This window comes from Rhizobium sp. PL01 (assembly GCF_033447125.1).
GTDB lineage: Bacteria > Pseudomonadota > Alphaproteobacteria > Rhizobiales > Rhizobiaceae > Pararhizobium.
The window spans coordinates 283830-310400 of sequence record NZ_JAWQUM010000001.1; the positions used below are offsets into that span (position 1 = coordinate 283830).

The 26571-nt window shown below is 59.8% G+C and carries 28 protein-coding genes; 15 read left to right on the forward strand and 13 right to left on the reverse strand.

Annotation, left to right across the window (positions count from 1 at the left end; translation table 11 throughout):
- Window positions 1-123: 123 nt before the first annotated feature.
- Window positions 124-570 (forward strand): host attachment protein, encoded by a 447-nt coding sequence (locus R6X40_RS01300; protein WP_318410319.1) that lies wholly within the window; start codon window positions 124-126, stop codon window positions 568-570.
- 49 nt (window positions 571-619) lie between these two features.
- Here the strand turns inward: R6X40_RS01300 and R6X40_RS01305 are convergent, their stop codons facing one another.
- The 3 genes from R6X40_RS01305 to mnmD all read right to left on the reverse strand — a co-directional run bounded on the left by R6X40_RS01305 (window position 620) and on the right by mnmD (window position 3475).
- Entirely contained in the window at window positions 620-925 is a 306-nt protein-coding gene (locus R6X40_RS01305) for a hypothetical protein (protein WP_318410320.1), read from the reverse strand.
- A gap of 114 nt (window positions 926-1039) precedes the next feature.
- On the reverse strand, window positions 1040-2626 hold the full coding sequence (locus tag R6X40_RS01310) for a trimethylamine methyltransferase family protein (RefSeq protein ID WP_318410322.1): 1587 nt from the start codon (window positions 2624-2626) through the stop codon (window positions 1040-1042).
- A 111-nt stretch (window positions 2627-2737) separates the two neighbouring features.
- Entirely contained in the window at window positions 2738-3475 is a 738-nt protein-coding gene (mnmD, locus tag R6X40_RS01315) for a tRNA (5-methylaminomethyl-2-thiouridine)(34)-methyltransferase MnmD (RefSeq protein WP_318410323.1), read from the reverse strand.
- Window positions 3476-3513: 38 nt separating this feature from the next.
- Here mnmD and R6X40_RS01320 point away from each other — a divergent pair, with 38 nt between their 5' ends.
- On the forward strand, window positions 3514-4656 hold the full coding sequence (locus R6X40_RS01320; protein WP_318410324.1) for an FAD-dependent oxidoreductase: 1143 nt from the start codon (window positions 3514-3516) through the stop codon (window positions 4654-4656).
- Between the two features lie 86 nt (window positions 4657-4742).
- Here R6X40_RS01320 and R6X40_RS01325 read toward each other — a convergent pair whose 3' ends face one another.
- Window positions 4743-5132 (reverse strand): PRC-barrel domain-containing protein, encoded by a 390-nt coding sequence (locus tag R6X40_RS01325; RefSeq protein WP_318410326.1) that lies wholly within the window; start codon window positions 5130-5132, stop codon window positions 4743-4745.
- Window positions 5133-5340: 208 nt separating this feature from the next.
- Between R6X40_RS01325 and R6X40_RS01330 the strand changes: the two genes are divergently transcribed.
- The 5 genes from R6X40_RS01330 to uraH all read left to right on the forward strand — a co-directional run bounded on the left by R6X40_RS01330 (window position 5341) and on the right by uraH (window position 8627).
- Window positions 5341-6144, forward strand: coding sequence for a DUF1045 domain-containing protein (locus tag R6X40_RS01330; RefSeq protein ID WP_318410328.1), 804 nt, complete (start codon window positions 5341-5343; stop codon window positions 6142-6144).
- Window positions 6145-6275: 131 nt separating this feature from the next.
- Complete coding sequence (gene puuE, locus R6X40_RS01335) at window positions 6276-7205, forward strand: allantoinase PuuE (protein WP_318410329.1); 930 nt, start codon at window positions 6276-6278, stop codon at window positions 7203-7205.
- Entirely contained in the window at window positions 7205-7708 is a 504-nt protein-coding gene (gene uraD, locus R6X40_RS01340; RefSeq protein WP_318410331.1) for a 2-oxo-4-hydroxy-4-carboxy-5-ureidoimidazoline decarboxylase, read from the forward strand. Before puuE ends, uraD begins: the two co-directional genes overlap by 1 nt.
- Before the next feature lie 42 nt (window positions 7709-7750).
- On the forward strand, window positions 7751-8248 hold the full coding sequence (locus R6X40_RS01345) for an ureidoglycolate lyase (protein ID WP_318411267.1): 498 nt from the start codon (window positions 7751-7753) through the stop codon (window positions 8246-8248).
- Window positions 8249-8264: 16 nt separating this feature from the next.
- Window positions 8265-8627, forward strand: coding sequence for a hydroxyisourate hydrolase (gene uraH / locus R6X40_RS01350; protein ID WP_318410332.1), 363 nt, complete (start codon window positions 8265-8267; stop codon window positions 8625-8627).
- A gap of 2 nt (window positions 8628-8629) precedes the next feature.
- Here uraH and R6X40_RS01355 read toward each other — a convergent pair whose 3' ends face one another.
- Both R6X40_RS01355 and R6X40_RS01360 read right to left on the reverse strand, forming a co-directional pair.
- Window positions 8630-9766 carry an alpha-hydroxy acid oxidase gene (locus tag R6X40_RS01355; RefSeq protein WP_318410334.1) on the reverse strand — a complete coding sequence of 379 codons (1137 nt, stop codon included), beginning with the start codon at window positions 9764-9766 and terminating at the stop codon, window positions 8630-8632.
- Window positions 9767-9873: 107 nt separating this feature from the next.
- A complete protein-coding gene (locus tag R6X40_RS01360) occupies window positions 9874-10839 on the reverse strand; it encodes a helix-turn-helix domain-containing protein (RefSeq protein WP_318410336.1) in 966 nt (321 codons plus the stop codon).
- A 158-nt stretch (window positions 10840-10997) separates the two neighbouring features.
- Here R6X40_RS01360 and R6X40_RS01365 point away from each other — a divergent pair, with 158 nt between their 5' ends.
- The 6 genes from R6X40_RS01365 to R6X40_RS01390 all read left to right on the forward strand — a co-directional run bounded on the left by R6X40_RS01365 (window position 10998) and on the right by R6X40_RS01390 (window position 17546).
- On the forward strand, window positions 10998-12224 hold the full coding sequence (locus tag R6X40_RS01365; protein WP_318410337.1) for an ABC transporter substrate-binding protein: 1227 nt from the start codon (window positions 10998-11000) through the stop codon (window positions 12222-12224).
- Between the two features lie 184 nt (window positions 12225-12408).
- Window positions 12409-13317, forward strand: a complete 909-nt coding sequence (locus tag R6X40_RS01370; RefSeq protein WP_318410339.1) for a sugar ABC transporter permease — start codon at window positions 12409-12411, stop codon at window positions 13315-13317.
- Window positions 13317-14168, forward strand: coding sequence for a carbohydrate ABC transporter permease (locus tag R6X40_RS01375; RefSeq protein ID WP_318410341.1), 852 nt, complete (start codon window positions 13317-13319; stop codon window positions 14166-14168). Before R6X40_RS01370 ends, R6X40_RS01375 begins: the two co-directional genes overlap by 1 nt.
- A 51-nt stretch (window positions 14169-14219) precedes the next feature.
- A complete protein-coding gene (locus tag R6X40_RS01380; protein WP_318410342.1) occupies window positions 14220-15317 on the forward strand; it encodes a sn-glycerol-3-phosphate ABC transporter ATP-binding protein UgpC in 1098 nt (365 codons plus the stop codon).
- Complete coding sequence (locus R6X40_RS01385) at window positions 15317-17248, forward strand: beta-galactosidase (protein ID WP_318410343.1); 1932 nt, start codon at window positions 15317-15319, stop codon at window positions 17246-17248. Before R6X40_RS01380 ends, R6X40_RS01385 begins: the two co-directional genes overlap by 1 nt.
- 79 nt (window positions 17249-17327) lie before the next feature.
- Window positions 17328-17546: a DUF6500 family protein gene (locus tag R6X40_RS01390; RefSeq protein WP_318410345.1), complete on the forward strand. Its 219-nt coding sequence runs from the start codon at window positions 17328-17330 to the stop codon at window positions 17544-17546.
- Here R6X40_RS01390 and guaD read toward each other — a convergent pair.
- From guaD to R6X40_RS01405, 3 genes are all read right to left on the reverse strand, one after another.
- Window positions 17543-18856, reverse strand: coding sequence for a guanine deaminase (guaD, locus tag R6X40_RS01395; RefSeq protein ID WP_318410346.1), 1314 nt, complete (start codon window positions 18854-18856; stop codon window positions 17543-17545). The two genes, R6X40_RS01390 and guaD, sit on opposite strands and share 4 nt — an antisense overlap.
- Window positions 18853-20091, reverse strand: a complete 1239-nt coding sequence (puuD, locus tag R6X40_RS01400) for a urate hydroxylase PuuD (RefSeq protein ID WP_318410348.1) — start codon at window positions 20089-20091, stop codon at window positions 18853-18855. Before puuD ends, guaD begins: the two co-directional genes overlap by 4 nt.
- 82 nt (window positions 20092-20173) lie before the next feature.
- Window positions 20174-21082: a LysR substrate-binding domain-containing protein gene (locus tag R6X40_RS01405; RefSeq protein ID WP_318410349.1), complete on the reverse strand. Its 909-nt coding sequence runs from the start codon at window positions 21080-21082 to the stop codon at window positions 20174-20176.
- 19 nt (window positions 21083-21101) lie between these two features.
- On the opposite strand from R6X40_RS01405, the gene R6X40_RS01410 reads away from it, so the two are divergent.
- Complete coding sequence (locus R6X40_RS01410) at window positions 21102-21386, forward strand: hypothetical protein (RefSeq protein ID WP_318410350.1); 285 nt, start codon at window positions 21102-21104, stop codon at window positions 21384-21386.
- A 44-nt stretch (window positions 21387-21430) separates the two neighbouring features.
- On the opposite strand, the gene R6X40_RS01415 is transcribed toward R6X40_RS01410, so the two are convergent.
- Window positions 21431-21724, reverse strand: a complete 294-nt coding sequence (locus tag R6X40_RS01415) for an antibiotic biosynthesis monooxygenase (RefSeq protein WP_318410352.1) — start codon at window positions 21722-21724, stop codon at window positions 21431-21433.
- A gap of 46 nt (window positions 21725-21770) precedes the next feature.
- Window positions 21771-22739, reverse strand: a complete 969-nt coding sequence (locus R6X40_RS01420) for an alpha/beta fold hydrolase (RefSeq protein WP_318410354.1) — start codon at window positions 22737-22739, stop codon at window positions 21771-21773.
- A gap of 83 nt (window positions 22740-22822) precedes the next feature.
- Between R6X40_RS01420 and R6X40_RS01425 the strand changes: the two genes are divergently transcribed.
- Window positions 22823-23407 carry a TetR/AcrR family transcriptional regulator gene (locus tag R6X40_RS01425; RefSeq protein ID WP_318410355.1) on the forward strand — a complete coding sequence of 195 codons (585 nt, stop codon included), beginning with the start codon at window positions 22823-22825 and terminating at the stop codon, window positions 23405-23407.
- 2 nt (window positions 23408-23409) lie between these two features.
- On the opposite strand, the gene xdhC is transcribed toward R6X40_RS01425, so the two are convergent.
- Both xdhC and xdhB read right to left on the reverse strand, forming a co-directional pair.
- The gene (gene xdhC / locus R6X40_RS01430; protein WP_318410357.1) at window positions 23410-24216 is read right to left on the reverse strand and encodes a xanthine dehydrogenase accessory protein XdhC; all 807 of its coding nucleotides are present in this window, start codon (window positions 24214-24216) and stop codon (window positions 23410-23412) included.
- A 12-nt stretch (window positions 24217-24228) separates the two neighbouring features.
- On the reverse strand, window positions 24229-26571 hold the full coding sequence (gene xdhB / locus R6X40_RS01435) for a xanthine dehydrogenase molybdopterin binding subunit (RefSeq protein ID WP_318410359.1): 2343 nt from the start codon (window positions 26569-26571) through the stop codon (window positions 24229-24231).

Consider the following 26571-nt stretch of genomic DNA (forward strand, 5'->3'; position numbering starts at 1 on the left):
CGTTTTCCCAATGCGTTGATTCCGTTGCGTGCCTCGCCTTTGGAGGTGCGGCCGGCCTTCAGTCGCAGTGCCGCCGGTGCTGCGCCATGTGAATGCCGGGTCACTATGCTCGAGGAGTGAAAAATGACCACAACTTGGATTCTTGCCGCCGATGGAAATCAGGCCCGTCTTTTGAAGGGCGTGAATTTCCTCAAAGATGGACCCCAGAGCCCCGAGCAGGAGATTTTTCAGATGGATACCAAGCGTGTTCAGGACATCATGGCCGACAAACCCGGCCGCAGTCATTCATCCACCGGACACGGCAGGTCGGCGATGGAATATTCGAGTGATCCGGTGCGCGAGGAACAGCAGAAGTTTACGGCTGATGTCGCCAGCAAGATTGACGGTTATGAACAGGAGGGAGCATTCGACCGCCTCGTTGTTTGCGCCGCGCCGCAGACGCTTGGCGATCTTCGTTCGATGCTTTCAACCGCAACACGGGCAAAGACCACTGCGGAGATCAGCAAGGACTACAGCAATCTACCGACGGAAAAACTGATCTCGTCGGTGCGCGCCGCGATGGAGAACTGATCCGGAGCAGCGGGGCAGGCAAGTGCCTGCCCCTTGCCGTTCGAGTATGTCAGGAGCAGACACGGACCCTGTACTGGTCGCCCCAGCGATTCTGGCGCCAGGCAACGTGGCAACGGGGATATCCGCCACCCACATAATAAGGGCGGTATACCGGGGCGTAATAGGCTGGAGGTGCATAGTAGCGGGGCTGGCTCAGCGCGCCCCCGACGATCGCTCCACCGACAAAGCCGGTGGCCAGACCCGGCCAGAAATGATCGTGATCATGGGCATTGGCCTGAGAGGCGGTGGCAATTGTGGTGCCCGCAATTGTCAAGGCAATCAGACCGCTGGAAATTGCTGTTCGCAACGAAAGCATGGTCTTGTTCCCTAAGTTCGAGCGGTGACCGCCAACCGGTCATGCCGTGCTCGAACAGGAACATTAGGGGGCTGAAATGTGGCTTTGTTGCCTTAGGTTTTCATTAAATTTCCGTTAGAAATCAGTCGGAACGCCGCCCTCGACTTTCCGGCGGGCAACAAACGCGTCAAGCTCTTCCTCAATGGCTGGATCAAGTGGCGGCTTCTCGTATTCGTTGAGCTTTTCCTTGAAGACGCGGTTGGCGTGATCGTAGGTCGTCGGCCGTCCGGCTTCGGTCCAGGTCTCGAAATTGCGCCAATCGGAAAGGATCGGCGAATAGAAGGCCGTCTCGTAGCGCGCAAGTGTATGGGCGGTGCCGAAGTAATGGCCGCCGGGGCCGACATCGCGGACCGCATCGAGCCCGAGCGCGTCCTCGCTGACATCGAGCGGCGTCAGGAACTCGGCAACCATCTGCAGCATGTCGACATCGAGAATGAATTTTTCGAAGGATGCGGTCAGCCCGCCTTCACTCCAGCCGGCCGAGTGCATGATGAAATTGCCGCCGCCCTGCGTCAGTGCCCAGAGCGACAGCGCCGATTCGTAAGCCGCCTGCGCATCCAGCGTGTTGGAGGCATTGGTGTTGGATGTGCGGTAGGGAACGTTGTAGCGGCGGGCGAGCTGTCCGCCGGCAATCACGGCTTTCATATATTCCGGTGTGCCGAAGGCGGGCGCTCCGGTTTTCATGTCGACGTTCGATGTGAAGCCGCCATACATGACCGGTGCGCCGCGGCGGACCATCTGCGTGAAGGCGATGCCTGCCAGCGCCTCGGCATTTTGCTGCACCACAGCACCGGCGATCGTGACCGGCGCCATGGCGCCGGCCAGCGTGAATGGCGTGACGACGACCACCTGATTGCGCGACGACATTTCGATAATGCCCTGCAGCATCGGCCCGTCGAGCCTTAGTGGCGAGGATGTGTTGATGATGGTGAACAGCGACGGTTCGGTTTCCATCTGCTCTGCTGAAATGCCGCGGCCGATACGGGCGATCTCGATGGCGTCGATATTGCGCTGCTGGCCGAGTGAATAGCAGTGGAACACCTTGTCGGTCAGTTTCACCATGTCGGAGAGGCAGTCGAGGTGGCGCACCGAGGCATGGATGTCGATCGGCTCGACCGGATAGCCGCCTGTCGTGTGGATGATGTCATAGGACTGTGCCAATTTCACCAGCTTGCGGAAATCTTCCTGATTGCCAGCGCGTCGCCCGCCTTCGCGGTCGGACACGAACGGGGCCGAGGCAATCTGCGCGAACACCAGATTGTTGCCGCCGATCTGAACGTTGCGCAGCGGATTGCGCGCATGCATCGTAAAGCCGGATGGCACCGACGCCATCATGTCCATGATCAGGCCGCGATCGAAGCGCACCCGGTCGGTGCCGGGGGTCACATCAGCTCCTGCAGCCTTCATCCGGTCGCGGGCCTCCGGCAGGATGACGTCCATGCCGATCTCTTCAAGGATGGTCAGCGAGGCGTCATGAACGGCCTCCAGCGCGTCTTCCGACAACACGGCAGATTTTGCCATGGTGTTGACGAGGTTGAGATATTTCGAGCTGCTGCTGCCTTTGCGGGAACGATCTGCGCCACGCCCGCCGGTTCTGCGGCGTCGCTCCACCGGGGCTTCTGCGTCGCTCAGGGTGGTCTGCAGAAATTCGTTCTCGCTCATGACTTTTCCATCGGTTTGGACAGAGGGTCATGTTGCATAGTCTGGACAATAAAGGCGCCACCATTTGCGACAGCAAATTTCCTTGGCAGAGAAGGCGATTTTCGAGGCTGGTTATTCCGCGACGCCGGATGTCGATTTTACGCCGCAGAGCATTTCGCGTTTGCTGCCGAAACCGGGTGCGCGTTCGACCGTAAAGCCCGCACCCTGCAGGTTGCGGCGCACGAAACCGGCCGCGGCGTAGGTCGCAAACGTACCGCCCTCGATGGTCTTGCCGAACACCAGCTGCATCAGTTCCTGCGACCACATATCCGGATTGCGTTTTGGCGCGAAGCCGTCGAGATACCAGGCGTCGAATACTTCCGAAAACCTCGAGATTTCGTCGAAGGCCGGACCACAGACAACGGTCAGGCGGACGCCTTCTGCGAGGTCTAGGTCGATACGGCCGCGAGGTTCGCCCGGCCATGCCGCACAAAGGGCCAGCCGCTCGGCATCGATTTCCGGCCAATGCGACAACGCCCGGCCGATATCGCCTGACAGCATTGGAAACCGTTCAAACGAGACAAAATGCAGGTTTGCGCCCTGAAAAGGGGCCGCTTTCCACTGTCGCCATGTCTCGCAAAAATTCAAGCCGGTGCCAAAGCCGAGTTCGCCTATCCTGAACGTGCCGGGTCTGCGCCAGCGTTCCGGCAGGCCGTTGCCTGCAAGAAAGACATGGCTGCATTCCAGCCGCCCGTCTTCGCGGCAATAAAAGTGATCGCCAAACTCCTGCGAATAGGGCATATCGCCCTCATGCCATTCAAGGGTTTGCCGGTGCGGCGCGGGCGTTACGTCCAAATGATCGCGGGTCATGGCGAACCGATAATCTCCACGTTCAAGAAGGTCAATCGATGGTGGATCTGTTGATTGTCGGCGGCGGTATCATGGGGCTCTGGGCGGCCGTGATGGCCGACCGGGCAGGATTGAAAACCGTTTTGGTCGAACGCGACCGGGTCGGCGCCGGCGCCAGCGGCGGTGTGCTCGGCGCTTTGATGCCGTATATGCCGGATCGCTGGGACGCCAAGAAGCAGTTCCAGTTTGATGCTTTGGTCTCAATCGAGCAGGAAATTGCTGATCTTGAGGCGCAAACGGGGATGTCGGCCGGTTATCGCCGCTCTGGCCGTCTGATGCCGCTCCCCAAGTCCCATTTGCGAACCATCGCCCTTCGTCATGAGCAGGATGCACTGGTCAACTGGAATCAGGCAGACCGGCGGTTCTTCTGGCATGTCCAGGATAGCGCGCCCGCTGCCGGATGGCCGCAGAGCGATGCCATGGCTGGCGGTCTGGTGTTTGATACGCTGGCCGCGCGCGTCGATCCGCGCCGGTTCCTCAGCCTTTTGACAGCAGCACTTCGTCAGTCTCGCCATGTGCGGATCGAAGAAGGGCAGGCGCTTGCCGCTCTCGATCCGGTTGCCGGTCAGGCGACATTTGCGGACGGCCGCTCTCTTGCCTTCGGCGTCTGTATTCTGGCCGCCGGCGTCGAGACGTTCCGGCATCTCGACGCGTTGGAGCAGGCTCCGGTTTCCGTATCCAGCGGTGGCGCCGTCAAGGGGCAGGCGGCCGTTCTTAAAGCCGATATCGACCCCGCTTTTCCGGTCATCTTCATGGATGGGCTCTATGTGGTGCCGCATGATAACGGGCTTGTGGCCGTCGGCAGCACCAGCGAAAACAGTTTCACTGACCCCACTTCGAATGACAGTCTGCTTGAAGACCTGCTGGCGCGGGTAAGGACCATGGTTCCCCTGCTGGAAAATGCGCCCGTGGTCGAGCGCTGGGTGGGGTTGCGGCCAAAGGCGATCGGCCGGGATCCTATGGCCGGCCGTCATCCGGATCATGACAAGCTCTACACCCTGACGGGCGGCTTCAAGATCAGCTTTGGACTGGCACACCGGCTGGCAGCCAGCGTCATCGGCGAAATAGCCGGACGACGGGACGAGACATTGCCGGACTCGTTCCGATGCACCAGCCACTTTTCCCTGCTGCGTACAAAGTGAGACTGGTTCTGCCGGAAGTGACCTGCCATCCATGAAAAATGCCCTGCTCGGTTGAGCAAGGCTTTTCGTGAGCGGTTCAGGATTGGTTACATCCAATAGGGGGGAACGCCGTAGTAATCGTAGACGCGCGTCCCGTTTTCCCTGTTCCACTCGTATTCTTCGTCGCCATGATATTTTGGCGCTGCTTCAACCTGTTCGCGTGTGACGTCGGTCCGGTAACCGCCGAGGTCTTCGTCATAGCTGAGTTTGGACCAAGGCAACGGGTAGTGGTCCTCGCCGAGGCCCAAGAAGCCGCCAAAACTCAGAACGGCATAGGAAACGCGGCCGCTACGCTTTTCGATGATGACCCGCTCGATGGAACCAATATGCTTGCCATCGCGTCCATAGACCCGCGTTCCTTCAACCTTGTCGCTGGCAATCAGGTCATGGGTTTCCCGGATGGCGGCGTCCTGGCGGGTGGTGTCCTGGTAGGTCATGATTCTTCTCCGATTTTGCTGTTACCGGGAAGAAAACGAAGCTGAAGCCGGTTGGTTCCGATAGAAAAACCCGGTTTGGCGCAGGATTTCCCATTTTCAGAGCCGCAAGGGCACGTGAGCCCCCGGGAAGCCGGCCCGTTTTTTCGTCATTCTGTCATGCAAATCACTTAACCCCGGCTTCAGAACGAGTTTCAACGGAGCGGGGCCTATGCGGTACGCCATCTATTTCACGCCGTCGATGTACGATCCGCTGTCGGTCGCTGCGGCAAGCTGGCTTGGCCGCAACGTCTATTCCGGCGAGGCCCCAGAGGCGCCCGCGATTGCGGGTTTCAGCCGTCAGGAGCTGGCGTTTCACACGGCCGTGCCGCGCCGTTACGGATTTCACGGGACGATCAAGGCACCTTTCCGCCTGCATGACGAAACCAGCGAGGCGGCGCTGCTCAAATCGCTGATGCATTTTGCCAGCACGATGAGTCCGTTCGAAATCCCACAGATCGAAATCGCGCGGCTGGGCGAGTTCTTCGGGCTGGCACCTTCTGTTCCCTGCGAGCAGATGAACCATCTTGCCGCTTCGGTGGTGCAGGCATTCGATGCGTTTCGTGCACCCTTGAGCGATATCGAGATCGAGCGCCGGGATCCGGACCGGCTGACCGCGCCGCAGTTTTCCAACCTTCATCGCTGGGGATACCCCTATGTTATGGACGAATTCCGCTTTCACATGATGCTGACAGGCCCGGTGAATTCCAATCTCAACGGCCGCTTCGAGACGGCCTTACGCGATTTCTTCGAGCCGGTGATCGCCGGTCCGCTCAAAATTTCCAGCCTTGCGTTGTTCATCGAGCAGGAGCCCGGCGCACCATTGCGCGTGCACTCACAGCACCCGCTCGGCAAGCTCTCGGCGCACCGGCCAGTCCCCAACGCAAAAGCCAGTGCGACAGCGCTGGGCACTGCGTCGCGCATTTCCGAATCGAAAGCGGCTATAGCTGCCCGTCTGCTGCAGGCAAGCTGCTGAGCGGCAGAGGCTGTTCAAATCACTGATGGCGGCCGCATTCAAGCTTTGGACAGATCACGTCCGATCACCATTTTGACTTCGATTTTCCGGTCCCGGGTGCTACCGTCCCGGCAAATTCGAAGGGTGATTTTATGACAGACCAATCCTATCCACGCGATCTCGTTGGCTACGGCCGCAATAATCCTGAGGTCCGCTGGCCGGGCGATGCGCGCATCGCGGTGCAGTTCGTGGTCAACTATGAAGAGGGCGGGGAGAGCTGCATTCTCGACAGCGACAAGGCATCCGAATCGCTGCTGTCGGAAATCGTCGGTGCGCAGCCATGGGCCGGCCAGCGCAATCTCAATATGGAATCGATCTACGAGTATGGCTCGCGCGCCGGCTTCTGGCGGCTGTGGCGGATGTTCACCAGCCGCAATGTCGATGTTACCGTCTATGGCGTAACGCTTGCCATGGCGCGCAATCCGGAAGCGGTTGCCGCCATGAAGGAAGCGGGCTGGGAAATCGCCAGTCACGGCTACCGCTGGCTGGAATACAAGGATTTCTCCGAGGAAGAAGAGCGCAAGCATATTCGCGAAGCGGTGCGCCTGCACACCGAACTGACGGGATCGCATCCACTCGGCATGTATCAGGGCAAGCCTTCGGACAACACGCTGAAACTCGTCATCGAAGAGGGTGGCTTCGTCTATTCCTCCGACAGCTATGCCGACGAATTGCCCTATTGGGTGCCGGGCCTGACTAAGGACAAGCCGCATCTGATCATTCCCTATACGCTCGATGCAAACGACATGCGTTTTGCAACGCCGCAGGGCTTCAATTCCGGTGACCAGTTCTTTGCCTATCTCAAGGATACGTTCGACGTGCTCTATGCCGAGGGCAAGGAAGGCAGTCCGAAGATGATGAATGTCGGCCTGCATTGCCGTCTGGTGGGGCGCCCGGGCCGGGCCGCTGCTCTGGGACGTTTCCTCGATTATGTTCTCAGTCACGAAAAGGTCTGGACGCCGAAGCGCATCGATATCGCCCGGCACTGGCATGAACATCACAAGCCGGAAGGTGGCCTTTAATGACGACGCGGAATGAGTTTGTCGCGCGGTTCGGCGGCGTTTTTGAGCATTCGCCCTGGGTGGCGGAGCGTGCCTTCGATGCGACCGCTGATATGTCGCTGACGTCAGACGGTGTACATGAGGCACTTGTTGTGCCGTTCCGCGCCGCTTCGCACGCTGAGCGCCTGGCAGTCCTCCGCGCCCATCCCGATCTTGCCGGCAAACTGGCAATCGCTGGCGGGCTGACGGACGATTCGAAAGCGGAGCAGGCGGGTGCCGGGCTGGATCGGCTGAGTGCTGCCGAACATGCCAAGTTTACCGCGTTGAATACCGCCTACACGGAGAAATTCGGTTTTCCTTTTATCATCGCCGTCAAGGGCCTGAACAAGGACGATGTTCTCTCTGCCTTCGAAAGGCGGATTGACAACAGCCAGGAAGAGGAATTTGAAACGGCGGCAGCGCAGGTCGAAAAGATCGCGCTGTTGCGTTTGCGTTCACTGCTTCCGGGAGAAGATAATGCCTGAGACGAAACCGCCATGCCATTTCACGGCGGGACTGACGATCTGATGCCACAGTTCCTGACAATCGAGCCGCTGACGCAAGCGGCATTCGCGCCTTTTGGCACTGTGATCGAGCCCGATCCGGAAACGATGCGGTTGATCAACGGTGGCTCCACCGAGCGGTTTCATGCGCTTGGACGGGCTGATGTGAGCGGCGACGACGCGCGCGTGATCATAAACATCTTTCGCGGCCAGCCGCGCAGCTTTCCCTATACGGTGACGATGATGGAGCGCCATCCGTTGGGATCGCAGAGCTTTTCGCCGCTGGGCGGCGGGGCTTGGCTTGCCGTGGTTGCGCCGGATGACGGCGGAAAGCCGGGATTGCCGCGCGTCTTTCTGGCGACCGGCGCACAGGGCGTCAACTACGGCCGCAATGTCTGGCATCATCCATTGATGTCTGTCGGCGCGGTCAGCGATTTCCTGGTTGTCGATCGCGACGGTCCGGGCAACAATCTGGAAGAGGTTTTCTACGACGAGCCCTTCGCCATCGCCAATCCCTTCTGACACACACGAGGTTCCCATGAGCACGTCCGGCCGCCTGACCACCCATGTCCTCGATACCGCGCTGGGCAAGCCGGCCAAGGGCTTGAAGATCGAGCTGTTTCTGATCGAAGGTGAAGGCCGTCGGCTGCTGCGGACGGTCGAGACCAACAGCGACGGCCGCGTCGACGGGCCGATGCTCGAGGGGCCGGCCTTCGCCGTCGGTACCTACGAACTGATGTTTCACGCCGGGGATTATCTGCGCGAGACCGGCGCTGCCTTGGCAGAGCCGGCATTCCTCGACCTCATCCCACTACGCTTCGGCATTGCCGATGCGGGCAGCCATTATCACGTGCCCTTGCTGCTGTCGCCATTCAGCTACTCGACCTATCGCGGCAGCTAGGCCTATTCGGCCAGCACATCCCGGCTGATATCGCGAATGTCCCGCTTGCCGCAGAGTGCCATGGTGATGTCGAGTTCCTTGCGGATGATGTCGAGCGCGGTGGTGACGCCGGCCTTGCCACCGGCACCGAGGCCGTACAGGAATGGGCGGCCGATATAGGTCCCCTGGGCGCCCTGTGCCACGGCTTTCAGCACGTCCTGGCCGGAGCGGATACCGCCATCGACATGAACCTCGATCTGGTGACCGACTGTATCGACGATCTTCGGCAGCATGCTGATCGACGAGGGGGCGCCGTCCAGCTGGCGGCCGCCATGGTTGGAAACGATGATTGCGTCGGCACCGGTGCGCGCCGCCATCTTGGCGTCCTCGACATCGAGAATGCCCTTCAGGATCAGCGGGCCGCCCCACATTTTCTTGATTTCCTCGACATTTTCCCACGACAATTGCGGGTCGAACTGTTCGGCGGTCCAGGAGGAGAGGGACGAGAGATCGGACACATTCTTGGCGTGGCCGACGATGTTTCCAAAACTGCGGCGCTTCGTCTGTAGCATTTGCATGCACCAGAGCGGCCGCGTCGCCATCTGCCAGATATGTTTTGGCGTGAACTTGGGTGGGGCCGACAGGCCGTTGCGCAGGTCCTTGTGACGCTGGCCGAGAATCTGCAGATCGAGCGTCAACACCAGTGCCGAGCACTTCGCCGCCTTGGCGCGGTCGATCAGGTTCTTGACGAAGTCCCGGTCGCGCATGACGTAGAGCTGGAACCAGAAGGGCTTCGTCGTCACCGACGCGACGTCCTCGATCGAGCAGATGCTCATGGTCGACAGCGTGAAGGGAACGCCGAATTCCTCGGCTGCCTTTGCTGCCAGCATCTCGCCATCGGCATGCTGCATGCCGGTCAAGCCCGTCGGCGCCAAGGCCACCGGCATCGAGACTTTCTGACCGATCATAGTGCTTTCGAGCGAACGGTTGGTCATATCCACCAGAACCCGCTGGCGCAGCTTCACCTTGCGGAAATCCTCTTCATTGGCGCGGTAGGTGCCTTCAGTCCACGCGCCACTATCGGCATAGTCGAAGAACATTTTTGGCACGCGGCGCTTTGCGAGTGCCTTCAGGTCGCTGATTTCGAGAATTTTGGACATGGCGCAGGTTTCCAACTCAAGAGATGGCCCGGCCATACCATGTTTCAGGAAGTGTTGTTAAGAGTGGATTCGGCAAGAGGTAAAATATTTTTACCTCTTTTAAGACGTCAATTGCCGTCGATGATCTGCCCATTCACTGTCGCGTGTACCTCAAGCGCTTTGGCTGGCTTGGCCAGACGGCGCCGGAATGTTCCCGGCTTGGTGCCAAACCGGTCGTGAAAGGCTTCATAGAAGCGGGAGAGGGAGCCGAAACCCGCTTCGAAGGCAATCGAGGTGATCGGCAGATCGGTGGAGATCAACAGCGACTGGGCCGTGTCCAACCGATGCCGGACAATGGATTGATTGATGGTCACGCCAACTGTGCGTTTGAAGATGCCCATGGCGTAGTTCGGATGCAGGCCGACGTCACGGCCGACATCCTCAGCGGAAATGTTCTCCAGCGCATGTTCGGTGATGAAGCGCATCATCCGCTCGACATGGAACACCCGATCGGCGTCGTGATGCTCGAAGGAGGCGATGGCTGATCCCTGTTCGCGCAGATCGCGCCATCCCTCGCGGTCGAGGCGCCGCACACGGGCGCCGAGTTCCTCGCGGACGATCTGCTCCAGTTCCTCGTCAGCGGACAGAAGCTCTTCGCGCCAGCGCATGAAGACGTCACGGTCATAGGTCCGGATGTCGAGCGCCTCGATCATCGCACCGCGAAAGACCGCGTCGCGAAAGCGGCTGAGGCTTGGCAGCGCCAGGAAAACCGACATCGGTACATAGAGACAGATGAACCGTGTCGGTTCTTTGATATCCGTTACCTGATGCGGGATCATCCCCCAGAACAGGCAGAGCCGCCCTTCCGAAACGCTGAGCTCCCGCCCGTCGAACCAATAGGTCATTTCGCCTTCCAGCACGAAATTGAGTTCGATCTGGCTGTGCATGTGCGGGCCTGCCATGCGCCGCACATTGATGTTGTCGCCGGCGCAGAAACGGTGATCGCCAAAGACCACCAGCGGGTGCGCCGGGTCGCGTTCCGGATGGACCGGTGTTGCCCCGAGCCTGTTCACGAGTTTCGGACGGCGGGTCATTTCATATCCTGCTGATGTTAGGAAACCGGAAGTCTATGCCGAAATGTCGGAAGTAGATTGCGGGTTTCGGCCGCAAGGTCAAGCTGTCATGCGGGAGAGAGGAACAAGACGACCTGCGGGACGCAACGGCACAACACGCTGATCCTTGGGAGGATATCATGAATTCTTTTAAAGCCGCGCTCGCGCTCGGCTATGCATTGACCGTGTCGACCGCCTTCGCAGGCGAGCTTGTGATCAACTCCGACCAGTCGGATCCGGCGCCGAAAAAGGCAATGGAAACGCTGCTCGAAGGGTTCAAGGCTGCCCATCCGGATGTCACGGTCAAGTGGAACAATTTCGACCACGAAGGCTACAAGTCGGCAATCCGCAACTTCCTGACCGCTGATGCGCCCGACGTCGTCTCCTGGTATTCCGGCAACCGCATGGCCCCCTTCGTCAAGGCCGGGCTGTTTGAGGACGTCTCCGACCTCTGGACTGAAAACAAGCTCGATGATCAGCTGAAATCAGCCGTCAAGTCGATGGAAATTGACGGAAAGAAATGGGGCATTCCCTATTCCTACTATCAGTGGGGCATCTACTACCGGAAGGACATTTTCGCCGAACAGGGCATCACCCCGCCGAAGACATGGGCCGAGTTGATTGCCGCCTGCGAAAAGATCAAGGCGGCCGGCATGACGCCGTTTGCAATCGGCACCAAGGCATTGTGGCCGACCGGTGGCTGGTTCGACTACCTCGACCTGCGCGTCAACGGCTACGAGTTCCACATGGACCTGACCGCCGGCAAGGTTCCCTATACCGATCCGAAGGTTAAGGCTGTCTTCGAAAAATGGGGTGAACTGGTGAAGCCTGGCTATTTCCTCGAGAACCACGCCGCTATCGACTGGCAGGATGCCATTCCGCAGTTCGTCCAGGGCAAGGCACCGATGTACCTCATGGGCAATTTCGCCGTTGCCGCCATGGTGGATGGCGGATTGAAGGAAGACCAGATCGGCTTCCTGCAATTCCCGGAAATCACCGCGGGCATTCCGATGGCCGAGGATGCACCGACCGAATCCTTCCACATCCCGTCGGGTGCGAAGAACAAGGAAGATGCCCGCAAGTTCCTCGCCTATCTGGCAACGCCTGAGGCACAGACCAAGATGAACGAGGTTCTCGGCCAGCTTCCGGTCAACAACCAATCGGCCAAGTCGAGCGACCCCTTCCTGAAGGCGGGCTTCGAGATGCTGGCCAATGCCTATGCGCTCGCACAGTTCTACGATCGCGACGCCCCGGCTGAGATGGCCAAGGCCGGCATGGAAGGTTTCCAGCAGTTCATGGTCAAGCCGGATAGTGTCGATGCGGTTCTTGCACGCCTCGAGAAGGCACGCGGGCGGATCTACAAGTAGGTTCGCATCTAGCTTCGGCCTCTCATCCGGCCTGTCGGCCACCTTCTCCCCGTGAACGGTGAGAAGGGACACGCGGCACCTCCGTCGTTCCCTCTCCCCGTTCACGGGGAGAGGGCTAGGGTGAGGGGCAGCTACCCGAACTGTCGTCGATTGATTTCAAAACACTTGAGAAAAAGGGGCCGCGATGAGCAGCACCGTTCCCGCAACGTCGAGTTACTGGAAGCGCAACCAGCAGCGCCTTGCGCCCTGGCTGTTTCTGGCGCCGGGCATGATCATGTTTTCGATCTATGTGATCATTCCCATCTTCCAGTCCATCTGGATCAGTTTCTATGACTGGGATGGTCTCGGCGCCAAGACCTGGATCGGCATGGCCAACTATGTCGAGCTTCTCGATGACGAGGCGTTTTATACGTCGTTGAAGAACAACATTCTCTGGCTGCTACTCTATCTTCTGGCGGTTCCGGCCGGTCTTGCCGTGGCGCTGTTCCTCAACCAGACGGTCACCGGCATCCGGCTCTACAAATCGCTGTTCTTCTTCCCGTTCGTAATCAGTCAGGTCGTTGTCGGCCTGATCTTCACCTGGTTCTATGCGCCGGATTTCGGCCTGCTCTCGGCGCTGATCAAGGCGGTGAGTGGCGAAAACATCGCCATCCTTGCCGACGAGCGCTACGTGACGCTCGGCATCATCGCCGCCGGGCTCTGGCCGCAGATCGCCTATTGCATGATCCTCTATCTGACCGGCCTCAACAACATCAATCCGGAACAGGTGGAGGCCGCGCGCATGGATGGTGCCAAGGGCTGGTCGCTGCTCTGGAATATCGTTCTGCCGCAACTCGGCCCCGCCACCTTCATTGCTATCGTCGTTACCGTTATCGGGGCACTGCGCTCGTTCGATCTGGTGTCGATCATGACGGATGGCGGACCTTATGGATCAAGCCGAGTATTATCCTTCTACATGTATGAGCAGGCACTGTCCGAATACGGCTATCGCATGGGCTATGGCGCCGCCATCGCCGTTGTTCTGTTCATGATCATGATGGTTTTCATCACGCTGTTCATCGTGCGCATGCTGATGCAGGAAAGGAACGCCTGATGTTTCCAACGCCTGTCCAGAAGGCGGCACCCTGGGTGCGTCACGCCTATACGATCATTCTGCCGATCGCTCTGATCATCTGGCTTTTGCCGCTGATCGGCGTCGCCATCACCTCGATCCGCCCGTCCGGCGATCTCGCTGCCGGCAACTATTTCGGCATGCCATCACGCTTTGCCGGTTTTGAGAACTACACCGCCGTGTTCCGGGACTCGCCGATCGGCTGGTATATCCTCAATTCCTTCAAGGTAACGATCCCGACGGTGATCGGTGCAGTCGGGCTCGCCTGCCTGTCCGGCTTCGCGCTGGCCGTTTACAAGTTCCGCGCCAACCTCGTCGTGTTCTTCCTGTTCGTCGCCGGCAATTTCATTCCGTTCCAGATCCTGATGGTACCGGTGCGCGACATGACGCTGAAGGCTGGGCTCTATGACAGCATTTCCGGCCTCGTGCTTTTCCATGTGGCGTTCCAGACCGGATTCTGCACGCTGTTCATGCGCAACTTCATCAAGTCGCTGCCGTTTGCACTGATCGAATCCGCCCGTGTCGAGGGTGTCAGCGAGTGGCGGATCTTCCGCTATATCGTCCTGCCATTGATGCGGCCGGCCATCGCGGCTCTTTCGGTGCTGGTCTTCACCTTCATCTGGAACGACTATTTTTGGGCGACGGTGCTGGTGCAGGGACAGCATGCAATGCCGGTGACGGCCGGGCTCTATTCGCTGAACGGGCAATGGATCGCCGCCTGGCATCTGGTCTCGGCCGGTTCCATCGTTGCCGCCATGCCGCCGGTTCTGATGTTCTTCCTGATGCAGAAGCATTTCATCGCCGGGCTGACGCTGGGGGCGACCAAGGGATGATCGCCGTTTCCTGCTTTTCCACCATTCACCTTTTATCGGGAGGCAAGGCCAATGGCTGATGTCACGCTCCACAATGTCAAGAAACAGTTCGGCGCCGTCAGCGTCATCAAGGGCGTTGATCTGACCATCGCCGACGGCGAGTTCTGTGTTTTCGTCGGCCCTTCCGGCTGCGGCAAGTCCACTCTGTTGCGCATGATCGCCGGGTTGGAGGAAATCTCCTCCGGCGACCTGAAGATCGGCGGCAAGGACATGACCCATGTCGGTCCGTCCGAGCGGGGCGTCGCAATGGTGTTCCAGTCCTATGCGCTCTATCCACACATGACCGTCGCCGACAATATCGGCTTTGGCCTGCGCATGACCGGCCACGACAAGAACGAGATCGAAAAGCGCACCAAGCATGCGGCCAAGATGCTGCAGCTTGAGCCGCTGCTCACCCGCAAGCCGTCGCAGCTCTCCGGCGGTCAGCGCCAGCGTGTTGCCATCGGCCGGGCTATCGTTCGCAATCCGGAAGTCTTCCTGTTTGACGAGCCGCTATCCAATCTTGATGCGGCACTGCGCGTGCAGATGCGCACCGAAATCAGCACGCTGCATCAGGACCTGAAGGCAACGATGATCTACGTCACCCACGATCAGGTGGAGGCCATGACGATGGCTGACAAGATCGTCGTTTTGAGTGCCGGTTCTATCGAGCAGATCGGCTCGCCGCTGGAGCTTTATCATCGGCCGAAGAACCTGTTCGTCGCCGGCTTCATCGGCTCGCCGAAGATGAATTTTCTAAGGGCGACCGCCGCGCCTGCCGGTGACCAGATCCGGGTGACGCTGCCGGGCGGCGCCGTTGTTCTTTTACCCGCCGGGAAGGCGAAGGTCAGTGAAGGGCAAGCGGTGACGCTTGGCATCCGGCCCGAGCATATCGATGCCGATGCGAAGGAGGGCGCCATCCTGCCCGCAAAGCTCAGGCTTGCCGAATATCTCGGCTCAGAAACCATGTTTTATGTCAGTCTTGCCGATGGCAGCGATATCGCCGTCAAGGCTGACGGCTTGGCCACCGCGAAGCCCGGCGCGGAATTCCGCATCGGCCTTCGGCCAAAAGCCTGCCATCTTTTCGACGCCCAGGGCGTCGCCATCATCAACGGAGATTTGACGAAGTAATGCTGGGCGTTTGCTATTATCCGGAACATTGGCCAGAGGCATGGTGGGCAAAGGATGCCCGCCGCATGCGGGAGCTTGGAATTTCCTTCGTCCGTATCGGCGAATTCGCCTGGTCGCGGCTGGAGCCGAAGAGAGGTACGTTCGATTTCGCATGGCTCGACCGCGCCATGGATACGTTGGGCGCTGCGGGCTTGAAGGTGGTGCTTGGTACGCCGACGGCGACGCCGCCGAAATGGCTGATGGACGAGTATCCCGAGATCGCCCCGGTCGATCAGAATGGTCACGTGCGCGGCTTCGGTTCGCGCCGGCACTATACGTTTTCCTCCGAGGTCTGGTGGCGGGAAAGCGCACGTATCGTCGAGATTCTTGCCAAGCGTTACGGTGACCACCCGGCACTCGACGGCTGGCAGACGGACAATGAATATGGCTGCCATGACACGACGCAGTCCTGGGGGCCGGAAGACCTGAAGGCGTTCCGCCGCTGGCTCAGGTTGCGTTACCAGTCGACCGAGCAGCTCAACGAAGCCTGGGGCAATGTCTTTTGGTCGATGGAGGTTGATAGTTTCGAGGACGTCGTCCTGCCGAACTTGACGGTTACGGAGGCAAATCCGGCGGCACGGCTCGACTTCTGGCGCTTCCAGTCGGCGCAGGTGGCCGCCTATGACAAGATGCAGTGCGACATCATCCGCAAACATTCACCTGGCCGCTGGATCACCCATAACTTCATGGGCTTCGTCAACGATTTCGACCACTGGAAAGTTGGCGAAAACCTCGATATCGCTTCCTGGGACAGTTATCCGATTGGCTTTGTCGAAAAGTTTCCGTTCAACCAAGAGGAAAAGAACCGTTGGGCTGAGACCTCGCATCCCGACATCGCGCCGTTCCATCATGATCTCTATCGCGGTGTCGGCCGTGGCCGTTTCTGGGTCATGGAGCAGCAGCCAGGCCCGGTGAACTGGGCGCCGTGGAACCCGGTGCCGAAGCCCGGCATGGTACGGCTCTGGACCTGGGAGGCTTTGGCGCACGGTGCCGAGGTTGTCAGCTATTTCCGCTGGCGCCAAGCGCCGTTTGCGCAGGAACAGATGCATGCGGGGCTTAATCTTCCAAGCTCCGACCAACTGTCTGTCGGTGGACGGGAAGCGGAGATCACCGGCCGCGAGATCGTCGAGACGGGTGAACTGCCCGCAACCGAACAGGCGCCGGTCGCCATCGTCTATGATTATGAAACCTATTGGTGCGCCGTCATCCAGCCGCAGGGCAGGGACTTTCTCTATCACGAACTGGCCTTCCGCTGGTACGAGGCATTACGCAAGCTCGGCTTGAACGTCGATTTCGTGCCGCCGGGAGCATCGCTCGTTGGCTACAAGCTGGTGCTTGTGCCGTCGCTGATGATCGTCTCGGAAGCGGCCGTTCAGGCGTTCACTGCGGCGGATGGGATCGTCCTCTACGGTCCACGCTCCGGCTCGCGCACACGGCAATTTGCCATCCCGGACAACCTGCCGCCGGGTCCGCTTGCGGCGCTGGCAGGTATTCGTGTCACGCAGGTGTCGTCGCTGCGTCCGGGGCTGGAGGACGGTGTGTCCGGCACCGTCACCGGCGCAGCCATCCGCTGGCGGGAATATGTCGAGGTTAACGGCGAGGTGCTTGCGCAGTTCGCCAATGGCGATCCGGCATTGTCGGCAAAGGGCAGGCATCACTATCTCGCCTGTTGGCCGGATCAATCGTTGCTTCAGGAGACAGTCAGCCATCTGGCGGCGAAAGCCGGCCTCGAAACGGTGGCGCTCCCCGATCATATCCGGCTGCGCAGGCGTGGCGGGGTGACCTTTGCCTTCAATTACGGGACCGAGGTCTGGTCTAGCCCGGCCACCGGAACCGTCATTCTCGGCGAAGCGGACGTGAAACCGCAGAGCGTGACGGCCTGGCGGAAATAACCAATCAGCCTCACTGCGCTTGCACAAAAGCGATCTCCCCCGCAAAAGGAGATCGCTTCTACGCATTGGGATTGTTTGAATGAGAGCCAGCCTGAGACAGAAGATCATCGACGTCTGCGATCGCAAGATTGCGGAAAAAGGTCCGGGTGTCGGGCTGTCCTTCTACGCGTTCTTCGCCAACCGCAATGATGATCCCGAGCTGCTGATGGAAGCGGCCGAATGGTGGATCCGCACGCACAGGCTCGATCACTTCGAAAAGGCACTGAAGATCAAGGCAATGGTCGAGGGGATGGCTTAGCCAGCCAACCCCGCCTTTGCAGCTTCGCCCGCCACGTAGGTTTCGACGATTGCCCGGTCGTCGCCCATCGTTTGCAGCAGGAACAGTTCATCGGAGAGCGACGTCACCATCTCGGCCTTCAGCGCCATGGCTGGTGTTGATGCCATGTTCAGCACGATGAAATCGGCGTCCGTACCTGGCTCCAGCGTGCCGATCCTGTCTTCGAGCGACAGCGCCCGTGCGTTGCCGAGCGTCATGAAATAGTAGCTCTCGAGCGGGTTCAGCCGTTCGCCCTGCAATTGCTGGATCTTGTAGGCCTCGTCCATCGTGCGCAGCATCGAATAGCTGGTGCCGCCGCCGATATCGGTGGCGAAGGAGACGCGCACCGGCTTTTCGCGGGTCATCAGCCGTCTCAGCGGAAACAGGCCGGAACCGAGGAAAAGGTTCGAGGTCGGGCAATGCACGGCGACAGAACCGGTGTCGCTCATCGCGTCCATTTCGCGGTCGGAGAGGTGGATTGCATGGCCGAACAAAGTCTTTGGCCCGAGCAGACCGTAGCGGGCGTAGACATCGGTATAGTCGATGGCATCCGGATAGAGCGCGCAGGTGAAATCGATCTCGTCGCGGTTTTCCGACAGGTGCGTCTGCACATGCAGGTCCGGGAATTCGCGGACCAGCGCTTCCGCGGCCGACATCTGTTCCGGCGTCGAGGTGATGGCAAAGCGCGGGGTGATGGCAACGTGATTGCGGCCCTTGCCGTGCCATTGTTCGATGACGGCGCGGGTTTCGTCGTAGCCCATTTCAGGCGTATCGAGCAGGCCCTGTGGCGCATTGCGGTCCATCATCACCTTGCCGGCGATCATACGCATGTTGCGGTCCAGCGCTTCTGCGAAAAAGGCATCCGCCGAGGCCTTGTGCACCGAGCAATAGGCAACCGCCGTGGTCGTGCCGTGACGAACCATCTCGTCAAAGAATTTTCCGGCAATGCGCTCGGCATGGGCGCTCTCGACGAAGCGGCATTCCTCGGGAAACGTATAGGTGTTCAGCCATTCCAGCAGGTTGGCGGCGTAGGAGCCGATCACCTGCATCTGCGGGAAGTGCAGATGGGTGTCGATAAAACCGGGCAGGATCAGATGCGGGCGATGGTCGATCTCCACCACATCATCAGCGGCCTGCGCTTTCACCGCGTCGTAGCTGCCGCTGGTGAGGATGAGGCCGTCTTCGACCAGCAGCGCGCCGTCGGCTTCATAGGAATAGGCGCCCTGGTCATCCAGCGCTGCGGGTGCGCGGTTGAAACTCAATGTGCGTCCGCGGATGAGGGTAGCAGTCATTCAATCTTGCCTTCTGAAACGGAGCTTTCGAACCAGGCGGTCAGAAGCTTACGCTCGTCTGTTGTCATATCGGTGATGTTGCCGGGCGGCATGGCATGGCTGCGCCCGGCCTGAATGTAGATTTCGCGGGCATGGGCGGCGATCTCGGCGTCGTTTTCCAGCATCACGCCCTTGGGTGCCCGGTTGATACCTTCATAGACCGGTTCGGCGGAGTGGCACATGGAACAGCGCGTCGAAATCGTGTCCTTGACGGCCGGAAAATGGGCATTGGTGGCGAATTGCTGGAAGGCCGGCGAGACCTCGGCCTTATCCTCGCCGGTCAGGACCTTCGGCACGGTCGAAAGCCACATGATGACGATGAAGATCAGAAGCGTCACCAGCCAGGTCCAGGTCGGGCGTCCTTTTCTGGCATGGGTGGTGTTGAACCAGTGGCGGATGGTGACGCCCATCAGGAAGACCAGAGCCGCGATCACCCAGTTATAGGCGGTGGCGAAGGCCAGCGGATAATGGTTCGACAGCATGAAGAAGATCACAGGCAGCGTCAGGTAGTTGTTGTGCAGCGAGCGTTGCTTGGCGATGGAGCCGTATTTCGGGTCCGGCGTGCGTCCGGCAATCAGGTCGGCGACGACGATGCGCTGGTTCGGCATGATGATGAAGAAGACGTTGGCCGACATGATCGTCGCGGTGAAGGCGCCGAGATGCAGGAAGGCGGCGCGGCCGGTGAACACCTGCGTATATCCCCAGGCCATGACGACGAGCGCGACATAGAGGATGCCCATCAGCGTCCAGGTGTTCCTACCGAGCGGCGATTTGCACAGCAGATCGTAAAAAATCCAGCCGATCGCCAGCGAGCCGATCGAGATTGCAATCGCCGTGGTCGCGGAAATATCGAGCACATGCCGGTCGATCAGGAAGAGATCGGCACCGCCATAATAGACCAGACAGAGCATGGCAAAGCCGGACAGCCAGGTGGCATAGCTCTCCCATTTGAACCAGGTCAGGTGCTCCGGCATGGTCGCAGGCGCGACGAGATATTTCTGGATATGATAGAAGCCACCGCCATGCACCTGCCACTCTTCGCCATAGGCGCCAGCGGGCAGGTGGTCGCGCTTCACCAGGCCGAGATCGAGCGCGATGAAATAAAAGGACGAGCCAATCCAGGCGATCGCCGTGATCACATGCAGCCAGCGAACGGCAAAAGCCAGCCACTCCCAGGCAATGGCGAATTCATACATACGGGGGTCCCTTTCATGCTTCGTCTGCGCACCTTGCGCAAAAATGCACGGTGGGGGAAGGGGGCGATGTGATCCTCACACGCTATTTGGTAAAGCTGCAGGCTTCGGGATTGAGTTCGCCCAGAAGCCAGTCGCGGAAGGCGCGGATTTTTGGCGTGTTGCGGCGTGCATGCGGATAGACCAGCCAGTAGTGGCGGCCATCATTGCAGCGCAGTTCGAAGGGTTGGTAAAGTCTGCCGAGGGCAATGTCATCCGGATAAAAATCCGGCGTCAGGATGGCGACGCCCTGGCTGGCGACGGCCGCGCGCGCTTCAAAACTCTGTGCTCCAAGCCGGCTGGTCGGCCGTCCTTCGAGGTCCGGATCACGGACGCCGGCGGCCTCGAACCAGATCCGCCACCAGGGGTCGGCGGCATCGATGATTCTCAGTTTCAAAAGATCGCGCGGCTCGCGGATTCCGCCGACCGTCTCGGCAAGCGCCGGGCTGAGCATCGGCGTGAACTCGTTGCGCATCAACGCGTGGCTGTCGAGGCCGGGCCAATCCCCGACACCGGCGCGAATGGCGATATCGGTCGATTCCGCGATGAGATCGATTATCTTGTCGGTGGTGGTGAGCCGCACCGCGATATTGGGGTGGGCCAGTTGAAAACTGCCGATGTTGCGAGCAAGCCATTGCGACGCAAAGGTCGGTGTCGAGTTGATCTGGAGAGCGGTGTTGATGTCGCCGCGCGCCGTCAGGACCGCCTCCTGCAGCATTTCGAAGGCTTCGCTGACGCGCGGGGCAAGCTGCTGGCCAACGTCAGTGAGCTCGATCTGGCGCGGCCGCCGCAGAAACAGCGGTTCGCCGACATTCTCCTCGATCAGCTTGATCTGGTAGCTGACCGCCGTCTGCGTCATGCCGAGTTCAGCGCCTGCCTTGGTGAAACTGCCCAGCCGTGCTGCAGCTTCGAACACCCGAAGTGCATTCAGCGGAAACTGTTTCGACATTTTCATGGATAAGTTCTCTTGATGCATGCAGACGGTTGTTCGATTGGAATTGGAGCATGTTTGCGCGCATGCTGCAATCACATTCAGGAAAACAACAGGTGCCGCCATGGATTGCCAAACGATTGAAAGATATGAACCAATGTCGTGCAAGCGCAGCGAGGGATGGCTTTCCTTGCTGGCAAGACTGCTCTACGGCTTTCAGCCCCGCTACCCGAACCTCGACCTTGATGTGACATCCGAATACATGAAGAGAGACCTGGGCTTTCTCGACGGGCGCGACCCGCGCCACGAGTCTGATTTGACTCGATAGAGACCGTTTGCCGCCAGACGATAGTCGTGTCTGGCGGCATTGTTTTAGCTGTGTGCGTCGAGAACGCCGCTTTCCAGCTGGTCAAGATAAATGAATTCCGGCGCCTTGACGCCGGCCCGGGCGCGGATCTCGATCAATCTTTCAGACTCGAAGAATTCTCTTGCCGCAGTGAGCGAACGCCATTGCGAGAAGTGGACGATCCGGTTGGGGTCGGTGTCATATTTCAGCACCTGATAGGCGATTTCGCCTGCGTCACGGCGAATGCCAGCCGCCCCGTCAAAGACGGCTTTCCAGGCGGGATAATCGGCGACCTCGTGGATGATCAGAACGTAAGGCATGGTTTTCTTTCGAGAGTTGCGAGGAAATTGTTCATGGTGTGGCGTGTCACATCATGCCTTTGGCCGGAATGTAGCAGCGGCTGTTGAACGGGTCGTTCCTGTTCGTCTGGACCTGCGGACCGAACGGTTTGTCCGGCCAGGGATTGATGCCGTCGCGCAGCCAGAGCAGGCTGTCCAGCCAGAAATCGGCGGCATGGCGTTTGTGGAAAAGGCTGAAATGGCCGATGCGATCCAGACCAAGATCGGTGGGTGACAGCATGACTTCGGCCGGCCTGGCATTTTCATAGTAACGCAGCGCGCGGCGAATGGCTTTGGGGGTGCCAATGTCATCATCCGTTACACCAATCGCCAGAATGCCGGCTGTGACAGCGGCGAAACGCTGCAAAAGCTCTGGCCGATGCCCACTAGGATGGGTGAATTCCATGCGCGCCCGGCGAAAACTCCAGTCTTTTGCCACTCCAGCAGGTAGATCTTCGAGCCAACCGAGCGTCCTGCCGGGGAAGTATCCGCATAGCGCCGTCAGAACCGGCATGGCCAGATGCCATTTCAGCAGAAGATGCAGGCGCCGGGCGGAAGCATAGTCACGCCAATAGGCATATTGGGCGCCGACGGTGAGCATGCGATCGATCAGCGGCGCGTTGAGCGCAAAGCCGGGCAGGAAGCCGCCGATGCTGTGGCCGACTACAAGCCTGGGGCCATCCGGCACATGGGCATCGAGAAAGCCAAGGGCTGCTGCAAAGTCCTGTTCACCCCAATCCGCCCAGCGATACGTGCAGCCGCGCAACGATGCGGGCCGGGACTGGCCTATGCCGCGATAGTCATAGGTCAGCACCGTGAAACCATGTTCGGCAAGAAAGCGCGCATAGGGATGGTAATAGCGCGCCAGCACACCGGTTGCGGGATTGATGACCACGGCGCCACAAGGGCTGCTGCCTGCGCCTGTCCAGATATGTCCGCCAAGCCGGACGCCGTCCGGGCAGGCAATTCCGATGGGTTTCCCACTCATCTCCAGCATGATCTGTCTCCAGCGGTTTCGCTAGCGTCACCGTAGGCGAGGGCATTGCTTGTGTATATTCACTGGTCGGTATACATTGGGCCATGACAACACCCGCTCTTTCCACGCGAGATCGCATTGTTTCTGCCGCTTCAACGCTGTTCTACAGCGAGGGTATCCGTGCCGTCAGCGTCGATGCGGTGGCCGAAAAGGCGGGCATTACCAAGCGCACGCTCTATTATCATTTCGATAGCAAGGACGATCTGATCGCCGCCTACCTCGACAGGCGCGACCAGCCCAATCTGGCTCTGTTCAAGCGCTGGTTTTGCGAAACGGAAGGTGATGTCGCAGACAAGGTGCGCGGCGTCTTTTTCAATCTGGCGGCATCAGCAAGGCATCCACGGTGGAAGGGATGCGGATTTCTGCGGACCTCAGCAGAACTTGCCAATATGCCCGGCCATCCGGCGATGAAAATCGGAGCGGCGCACAAGCGGCGGGTCGAGGACTGGTTTAGCTGCGTCTTCGAGGACGCGGACCTTGGCGTCCATGCGCGCACGCTGGCGCGGCAGACGATCCTGCTTCTGGACGGTTCCTTCGCCGTCGTCCTCCTGCACCGCGACCCCTCCTATATGGAAACCGCTGGCGAGGCTGCGCATGCGCTGATCCGCGGCTGTGCTGCTCGCCTGTAACGCTACTGTGCGCTCAGCGCGACAAGAATCTCAGCCGAGGTCATGGCGGCAATCACCGAGGGGCGCTTGTCGCTGACGGTCTTGCCGCCGATGGGAAGGACCAGCCTGCCGATCGCATCGTCGCCCAAACCTTCCTTTTTCGCCCAGCTTGCAAAAGTCGCCCGGTTGGTCTTCGAGCCGATCATGCCGACATAGGCAAGATCGTCGCGGGCAAGCGCCTCTTTGGCAATCAGGAAATCGAGCGCATGGTCATGCGTCAGGATGACGACGGCGGCACCGGGCGCAATATCCTTGATAATCGCCTCCGGCATGGCGACCAGACGATGGCTGGCACCGGCCGACATCAGATCGAGTTCGCTCTTGCGGGTTTCCACTGCATAGGTCTTCAGCGGCAGGAGCAGAAGCGCATCGGCCAACGCGCGGCCGACATGGCCGGCGCCGAACAACCAGACTTCCGGCAGGGCTTTCAGGCGTTCCTTGAGTTTAAGGTCAAGTGCTGCGCGCGTCGCGTCATCGCCGATGCGGAACGTCAGGACCATGCGGCCGCCGCAGCACTGGCCGATATCGGGACCGAGCGGGATATCCATCTCGAACTGGTCGCTGACGCCAGCGAGCAGCGCCCGGGCATTGTCGATCGCCAGATGCTCCATCTGGCCGCCGCCGATCGTGCCATGCGCGTCCGTCGGCGAGACCAGCATGAAGGTCCCGGTTTCGCGTGGCGTCGATCCAAAAGTCTGTTTGATCTCGACGATGACCAGCTTGTATTCGCGCTCAAGGAACGCTTCGAGGCTATCGACTGCAAAGTTCATTTCAATGGCTCTTTATGCTTTTCCTGTTCGTAGGCGCTCAACGGCCATCAGGATGCGCTCTGGCGTTGCCGGGGCATCCAACCGCGGGCACTCGCGATAATCGGCAACACTGGCAACGGCCATCGATAGCGCTTCCAGCACCGAGATCGGTAGCATGAACGGGGGCTCTCCGACTGCTTTCGAGCGGCCGATGGTCATCTCCGCATTTTCGGCCCATTCCGCCAGCTTGACGTTGAAGATTTTTGGCCGGTCGGAGGCAAGCGGGATCTTGTAGGTCGATGGCGCGTGGGTGCGTAGACGCCCCTTGGCATCCCACCACAGTTCCTCTGTGGTCAGCCAGCCCATGCCCTGCACGAAGGCGCCTTCGACCTGGCCGATATCGATCGCCGGATTGAGCGACTTGCCGACATCGTGCAGCACATCGACACGGTCGACCATATATTCACCGGTCAGCGTATCGATGGAGACTTCGGAGACGGAGGCGCCATAGGCGAAATAGTAGAACGGCGTGCCGCGTCCTGTGTTGCGGTCCCAGTGGATTTTCGGTGTCTTGTAGAAGCCTGCGGCCGACAGCTGAACGCGGGCGAAATAGGCCTGTTTGATGAAATCGGGGAAGGGCACCAGTTCATCGCCGATCTTCACATGGTTCGGCACGAAGGTGATGTTTTCCCGCTCCGTCTGCCAGCGCTCGGCGGCGAAATCGACCAGGCGTTCCTTGATTTGCCGGGCAGCATCGTAGGCGGCCATGCCGTTGAGGTCGGTGCCAGAGGAGGCGGCTGTCGCCGAAGTGTTCGGCACCTTGCCGGTGGTGGTCGCGGTGATCTTCACATTGGTGATGTCGACTTGAAAACTGTTGGCCAGAACCTGCGCCACCTTGGTGTAGAGCCCCTGGCCCATCTCGGTGCCGCCATGATTCAGGTGGATCGATCCGTCCTGATAGACATGAACGAGCGCGCCCGCCTGGTTGAAGGCGGTCAGGGTGAAGGAGATGCCGAACTTCACCGGCGTCAGCGCGATGCCTTTGCGGATGACGCGGCTGGTTTTGTTGAACTCGATGACTGCCTTGCGCCGCGCCTGATAATCGGCGCTTGCCTCCAGCTCGGCAACGATGCGGTGGATGATGTTGTCTTCCACTTGCTGGTGATAGGGCGTCACATCACGGCCGGAGCCCCTTTCGCCATAGAAATTCAGCTTGCGGATCTCGAGCGGATCCTTGCCGAGTGCATAGGCGATCTCCTCGATGATCCGTTCACCGCCGACCATGCCCTGCGGTCCGCCAAAACCGCGATAGGCGGTGTTGGAGACGGTGTGGGTCTTTAGGGGCTGCGATGTCAGCTTCACATGCGGATAGAAATAGGAGCTGTCGGCATGGAACAGCGCACGGTCGGTGACCGGGCCGGAGAGGTCGGAGGAATAGCCGCAGCGGGCGGCATAATTGGCCTTCACCGCGTGGATCCGTCCATCGTCATCGAAGCCGACGTCGTAATCGACGAGGAAATCGTGGCGCTTGCCGGTGGCGGTCATGTCCTCGTCGCGGTCGGGCCGGAACTTGACAGCGCGGTTGAGTTTTTTTGCGGCAACGGCGGCCAAAGCTGCGAACTGGTTGCCCTGTGTTTCCTTGCCGCCAAAGCCGCCGCCCATGCGCCGGACCTGCACGGTGACCGCATTGGAGGGAACGCCAAGCACATGACCGACCATGTGCTGCACTTCGCTCGGGTGCTGGGTGGACGACCAGACGGTGATCTCGTCATCCTCGCCGGGAATGGCCATGGCGATATGACTTTCGAGATAGAAATGCTCCTGACCGCCGATCCGCATCCGGCCGGTCAGCCGGCGCGGAGACAGCTCAAGTTCGGCTTCGGCATCGCCACGCGACAGGGTCAGCGGCTTGGTCACGACCTTGGCACCGTTTTCCAGCGCGTCGAGAATATCGGTGTGATGCGGCAGGTCGCGATAGGTGATCTTCGCTTTGCGGGCAGCGCGGCGGGCTATGTCACGTGTTTCGGCAATCACTGCAAATGCCGGCTGGCCATGAAACTGCACCAGGCCCTCGGCCAGCACTGGCTCGTCATCGAGATGGCTCGGGCTGATGTCGTTGGAATGCGGCATGTCCTTTGCGGTGAGAACACAGACGACGCCGGGTGTGGCTTCGACCTCGGAGAGGTCCATCGATACGATTTCCGCATGAGCGCGATCAGTCATCCCCAAGGCGCCGTGCAGGGTGCCCGCGGGCTCCGGAATGTCGTCGATATAGTCTGCCGTGCCTGAGACATGCTTGTGGGCGCTGTCGTGGCGCAGGTTCGAATGCATGGAGCCGGCGATGGTCTTGCGTTCCTCGAAGGTAGAGTTGTCCAT

Excerpts from the sequence above, each read along its gene's own strand:
- puuE (WP_318410329.1), top strand. The coding sequence starts at position 6,276 with ATGACAGACCAATCCTATCCACGCGATCTCGTTGGCTACGGCCGCAAT.
- mnmD (WP_318410323.1), bottom strand. The coding sequence starts at position 3,475 with ATGACCCGCGATCATTTGGACGTAACGCCCGCGCCGCACCGGCAAACC.
- R6X40_RS01365 (WP_318410337.1), top strand. The coding sequence starts at position 10,998 with ATGAATTCTTTTAAAGCCGCGCTCGCGCTCGGCTATGCATTGACCGTG.
- xdhC (WP_318410357.1), bottom strand. The coding sequence starts at position 24,216 with ATGAACTTTGCAGTCGATAGCCTCGAAGCGTTCCTTGAGCGCGAATAC.
- R6X40_RS01320 (WP_318410324.1), top strand. The coding sequence starts at position 3,514 with ATGGTGGATCTGTTGATTGTCGGCGGCGGTATCATGGGGCTCTGGGCG.
- R6X40_RS01330 (WP_318410328.1), top strand. The coding sequence starts at position 5,341 with ATGCGGTACGCCATCTATTTCACGCCGTCGATGTACGATCCGCTGTCG.
- R6X40_RS01415 (WP_318410352.1), bottom strand. The coding sequence starts at position 21,724 with ATGCCTTACGTTCTGATCATCCACGAGGTCGCCGATTATCCCGCCTGG.
- puuD (WP_318410348.1), bottom strand. The coding sequence starts at position 20,091 with ATGTATGAATTCGCCATTGCCTGGGAGTGGCTGGCTTTTGCCGTTCGC.
- uraH (WP_318410332.1), top strand. The coding sequence starts at position 8,265 with ATGAGCACGTCCGGCCGCCTGACCACCCATGTCCTCGATACCGCGCTG.
- xdhB (WP_318410359.1), bottom strand. The coding sequence starts at position 26,571 with ATGGACAACTCTACCTTCGAGGAACGCAAGACCATCGCCGGCTCCATG.
- R6X40_RS01305 (WP_318410320.1), bottom strand. The coding sequence starts at position 925 with ATGCTTTCGTTGCGAACAGCAATTTCCAGCGGTCTGATTGCCTTGACA.
- R6X40_RS01325 (WP_318410326.1), bottom strand. The coding sequence starts at position 5,132 with ATGACCTACCAGGACACCACCCGCCAGGACGCCGCCATCCGGGAAACC.
- R6X40_RS01310 (WP_318410322.1), bottom strand. The coding sequence starts at position 2,626 with ATGAGCGAGAACGAATTTCTGCAGACCACCCTGAGCGACGCAGAAGCC.
- R6X40_RS01345 (WP_318411267.1), top strand. The coding sequence starts at position 7,751 with ATGCCACAGTTCCTGACAATCGAGCCGCTGACGCAAGCGGCATTCGCG.
- R6X40_RS01405 (WP_318410349.1), bottom strand. The coding sequence starts at position 21,082 with ATGAAAATGTCGAAACAGTTTCCGCTGAATGCACTTCGGGTGTTCGAA.
- R6X40_RS01390 (WP_318410345.1), top strand. The coding sequence starts at position 17,328 with ATGAGAGCCAGCCTGAGACAGAAGATCATCGACGTCTGCGATCGCAAG.
- R6X40_RS01375 (WP_318410341.1), top strand. The coding sequence starts at position 13,317 with ATGTTTCCAACGCCTGTCCAGAAGGCGGCACCCTGGGTGCGTCACGCC.
- R6X40_RS01360 (WP_318410336.1), bottom strand. The coding sequence starts at position 10,839 with ATGACCCGCCGTCCGAAACTCGTGAACAGGCTCGGGGCAACACCGGTC.
- R6X40_RS01370 (WP_318410339.1), top strand. The coding sequence starts at position 12,409 with ATGAGCAGCACCGTTCCCGCAACGTCGAGTTACTGGAAGCGCAACCAG.
- R6X40_RS01300 (WP_318410319.1), top strand. The coding sequence starts at position 124 with ATGACCACAACTTGGATTCTTGCCGCCGATGGAAATCAGGCCCGTCTT.
- uraD (WP_318410331.1), top strand. The coding sequence starts at position 7,205 with ATGACGACGCGGAATGAGTTTGTCGCGCGGTTCGGCGGCGTTTTTGAG.
- R6X40_RS01425 (WP_318410355.1), top strand. The coding sequence starts at position 22,823 with ATGACAACACCCGCTCTTTCCACGCGAGATCGCATTGTTTCTGCCGCT.
- R6X40_RS01385 (WP_318410343.1), top strand. The coding sequence starts at position 15,317 with ATGCTGGGCGTTTGCTATTATCCGGAACATTGGCCAGAGGCATGGTGG.
- guaD (WP_318410346.1), bottom strand. The coding sequence starts at position 18,856 with ATGACTGCTACCCTCATCCGCGGACGCACATTGAGTTTCAACCGCGCA.
- R6X40_RS01420 (WP_318410354.1), bottom strand. The coding sequence starts at position 22,739 with ATGCTGGAGATGAGTGGGAAACCCATCGGAATTGCCTGCCCGGACGGC.
- R6X40_RS01410 (WP_318410350.1), top strand. The coding sequence starts at position 21,102 with ATGCAGACGGTTGTTCGATTGGAATTGGAGCATGTTTGCGCGCATGCT.
- R6X40_RS01355 (WP_318410334.1), bottom strand. The coding sequence starts at position 9,766 with ATGTCCAAAATTCTCGAAATCAGCGACCTGAAGGCACTCGCAAAGCGC.
- R6X40_RS01380 (WP_318410342.1), top strand. The coding sequence starts at position 14,220 with ATGGCTGATGTCACGCTCCACAATGTCAAGAAACAGTTCGGCGCCGTC.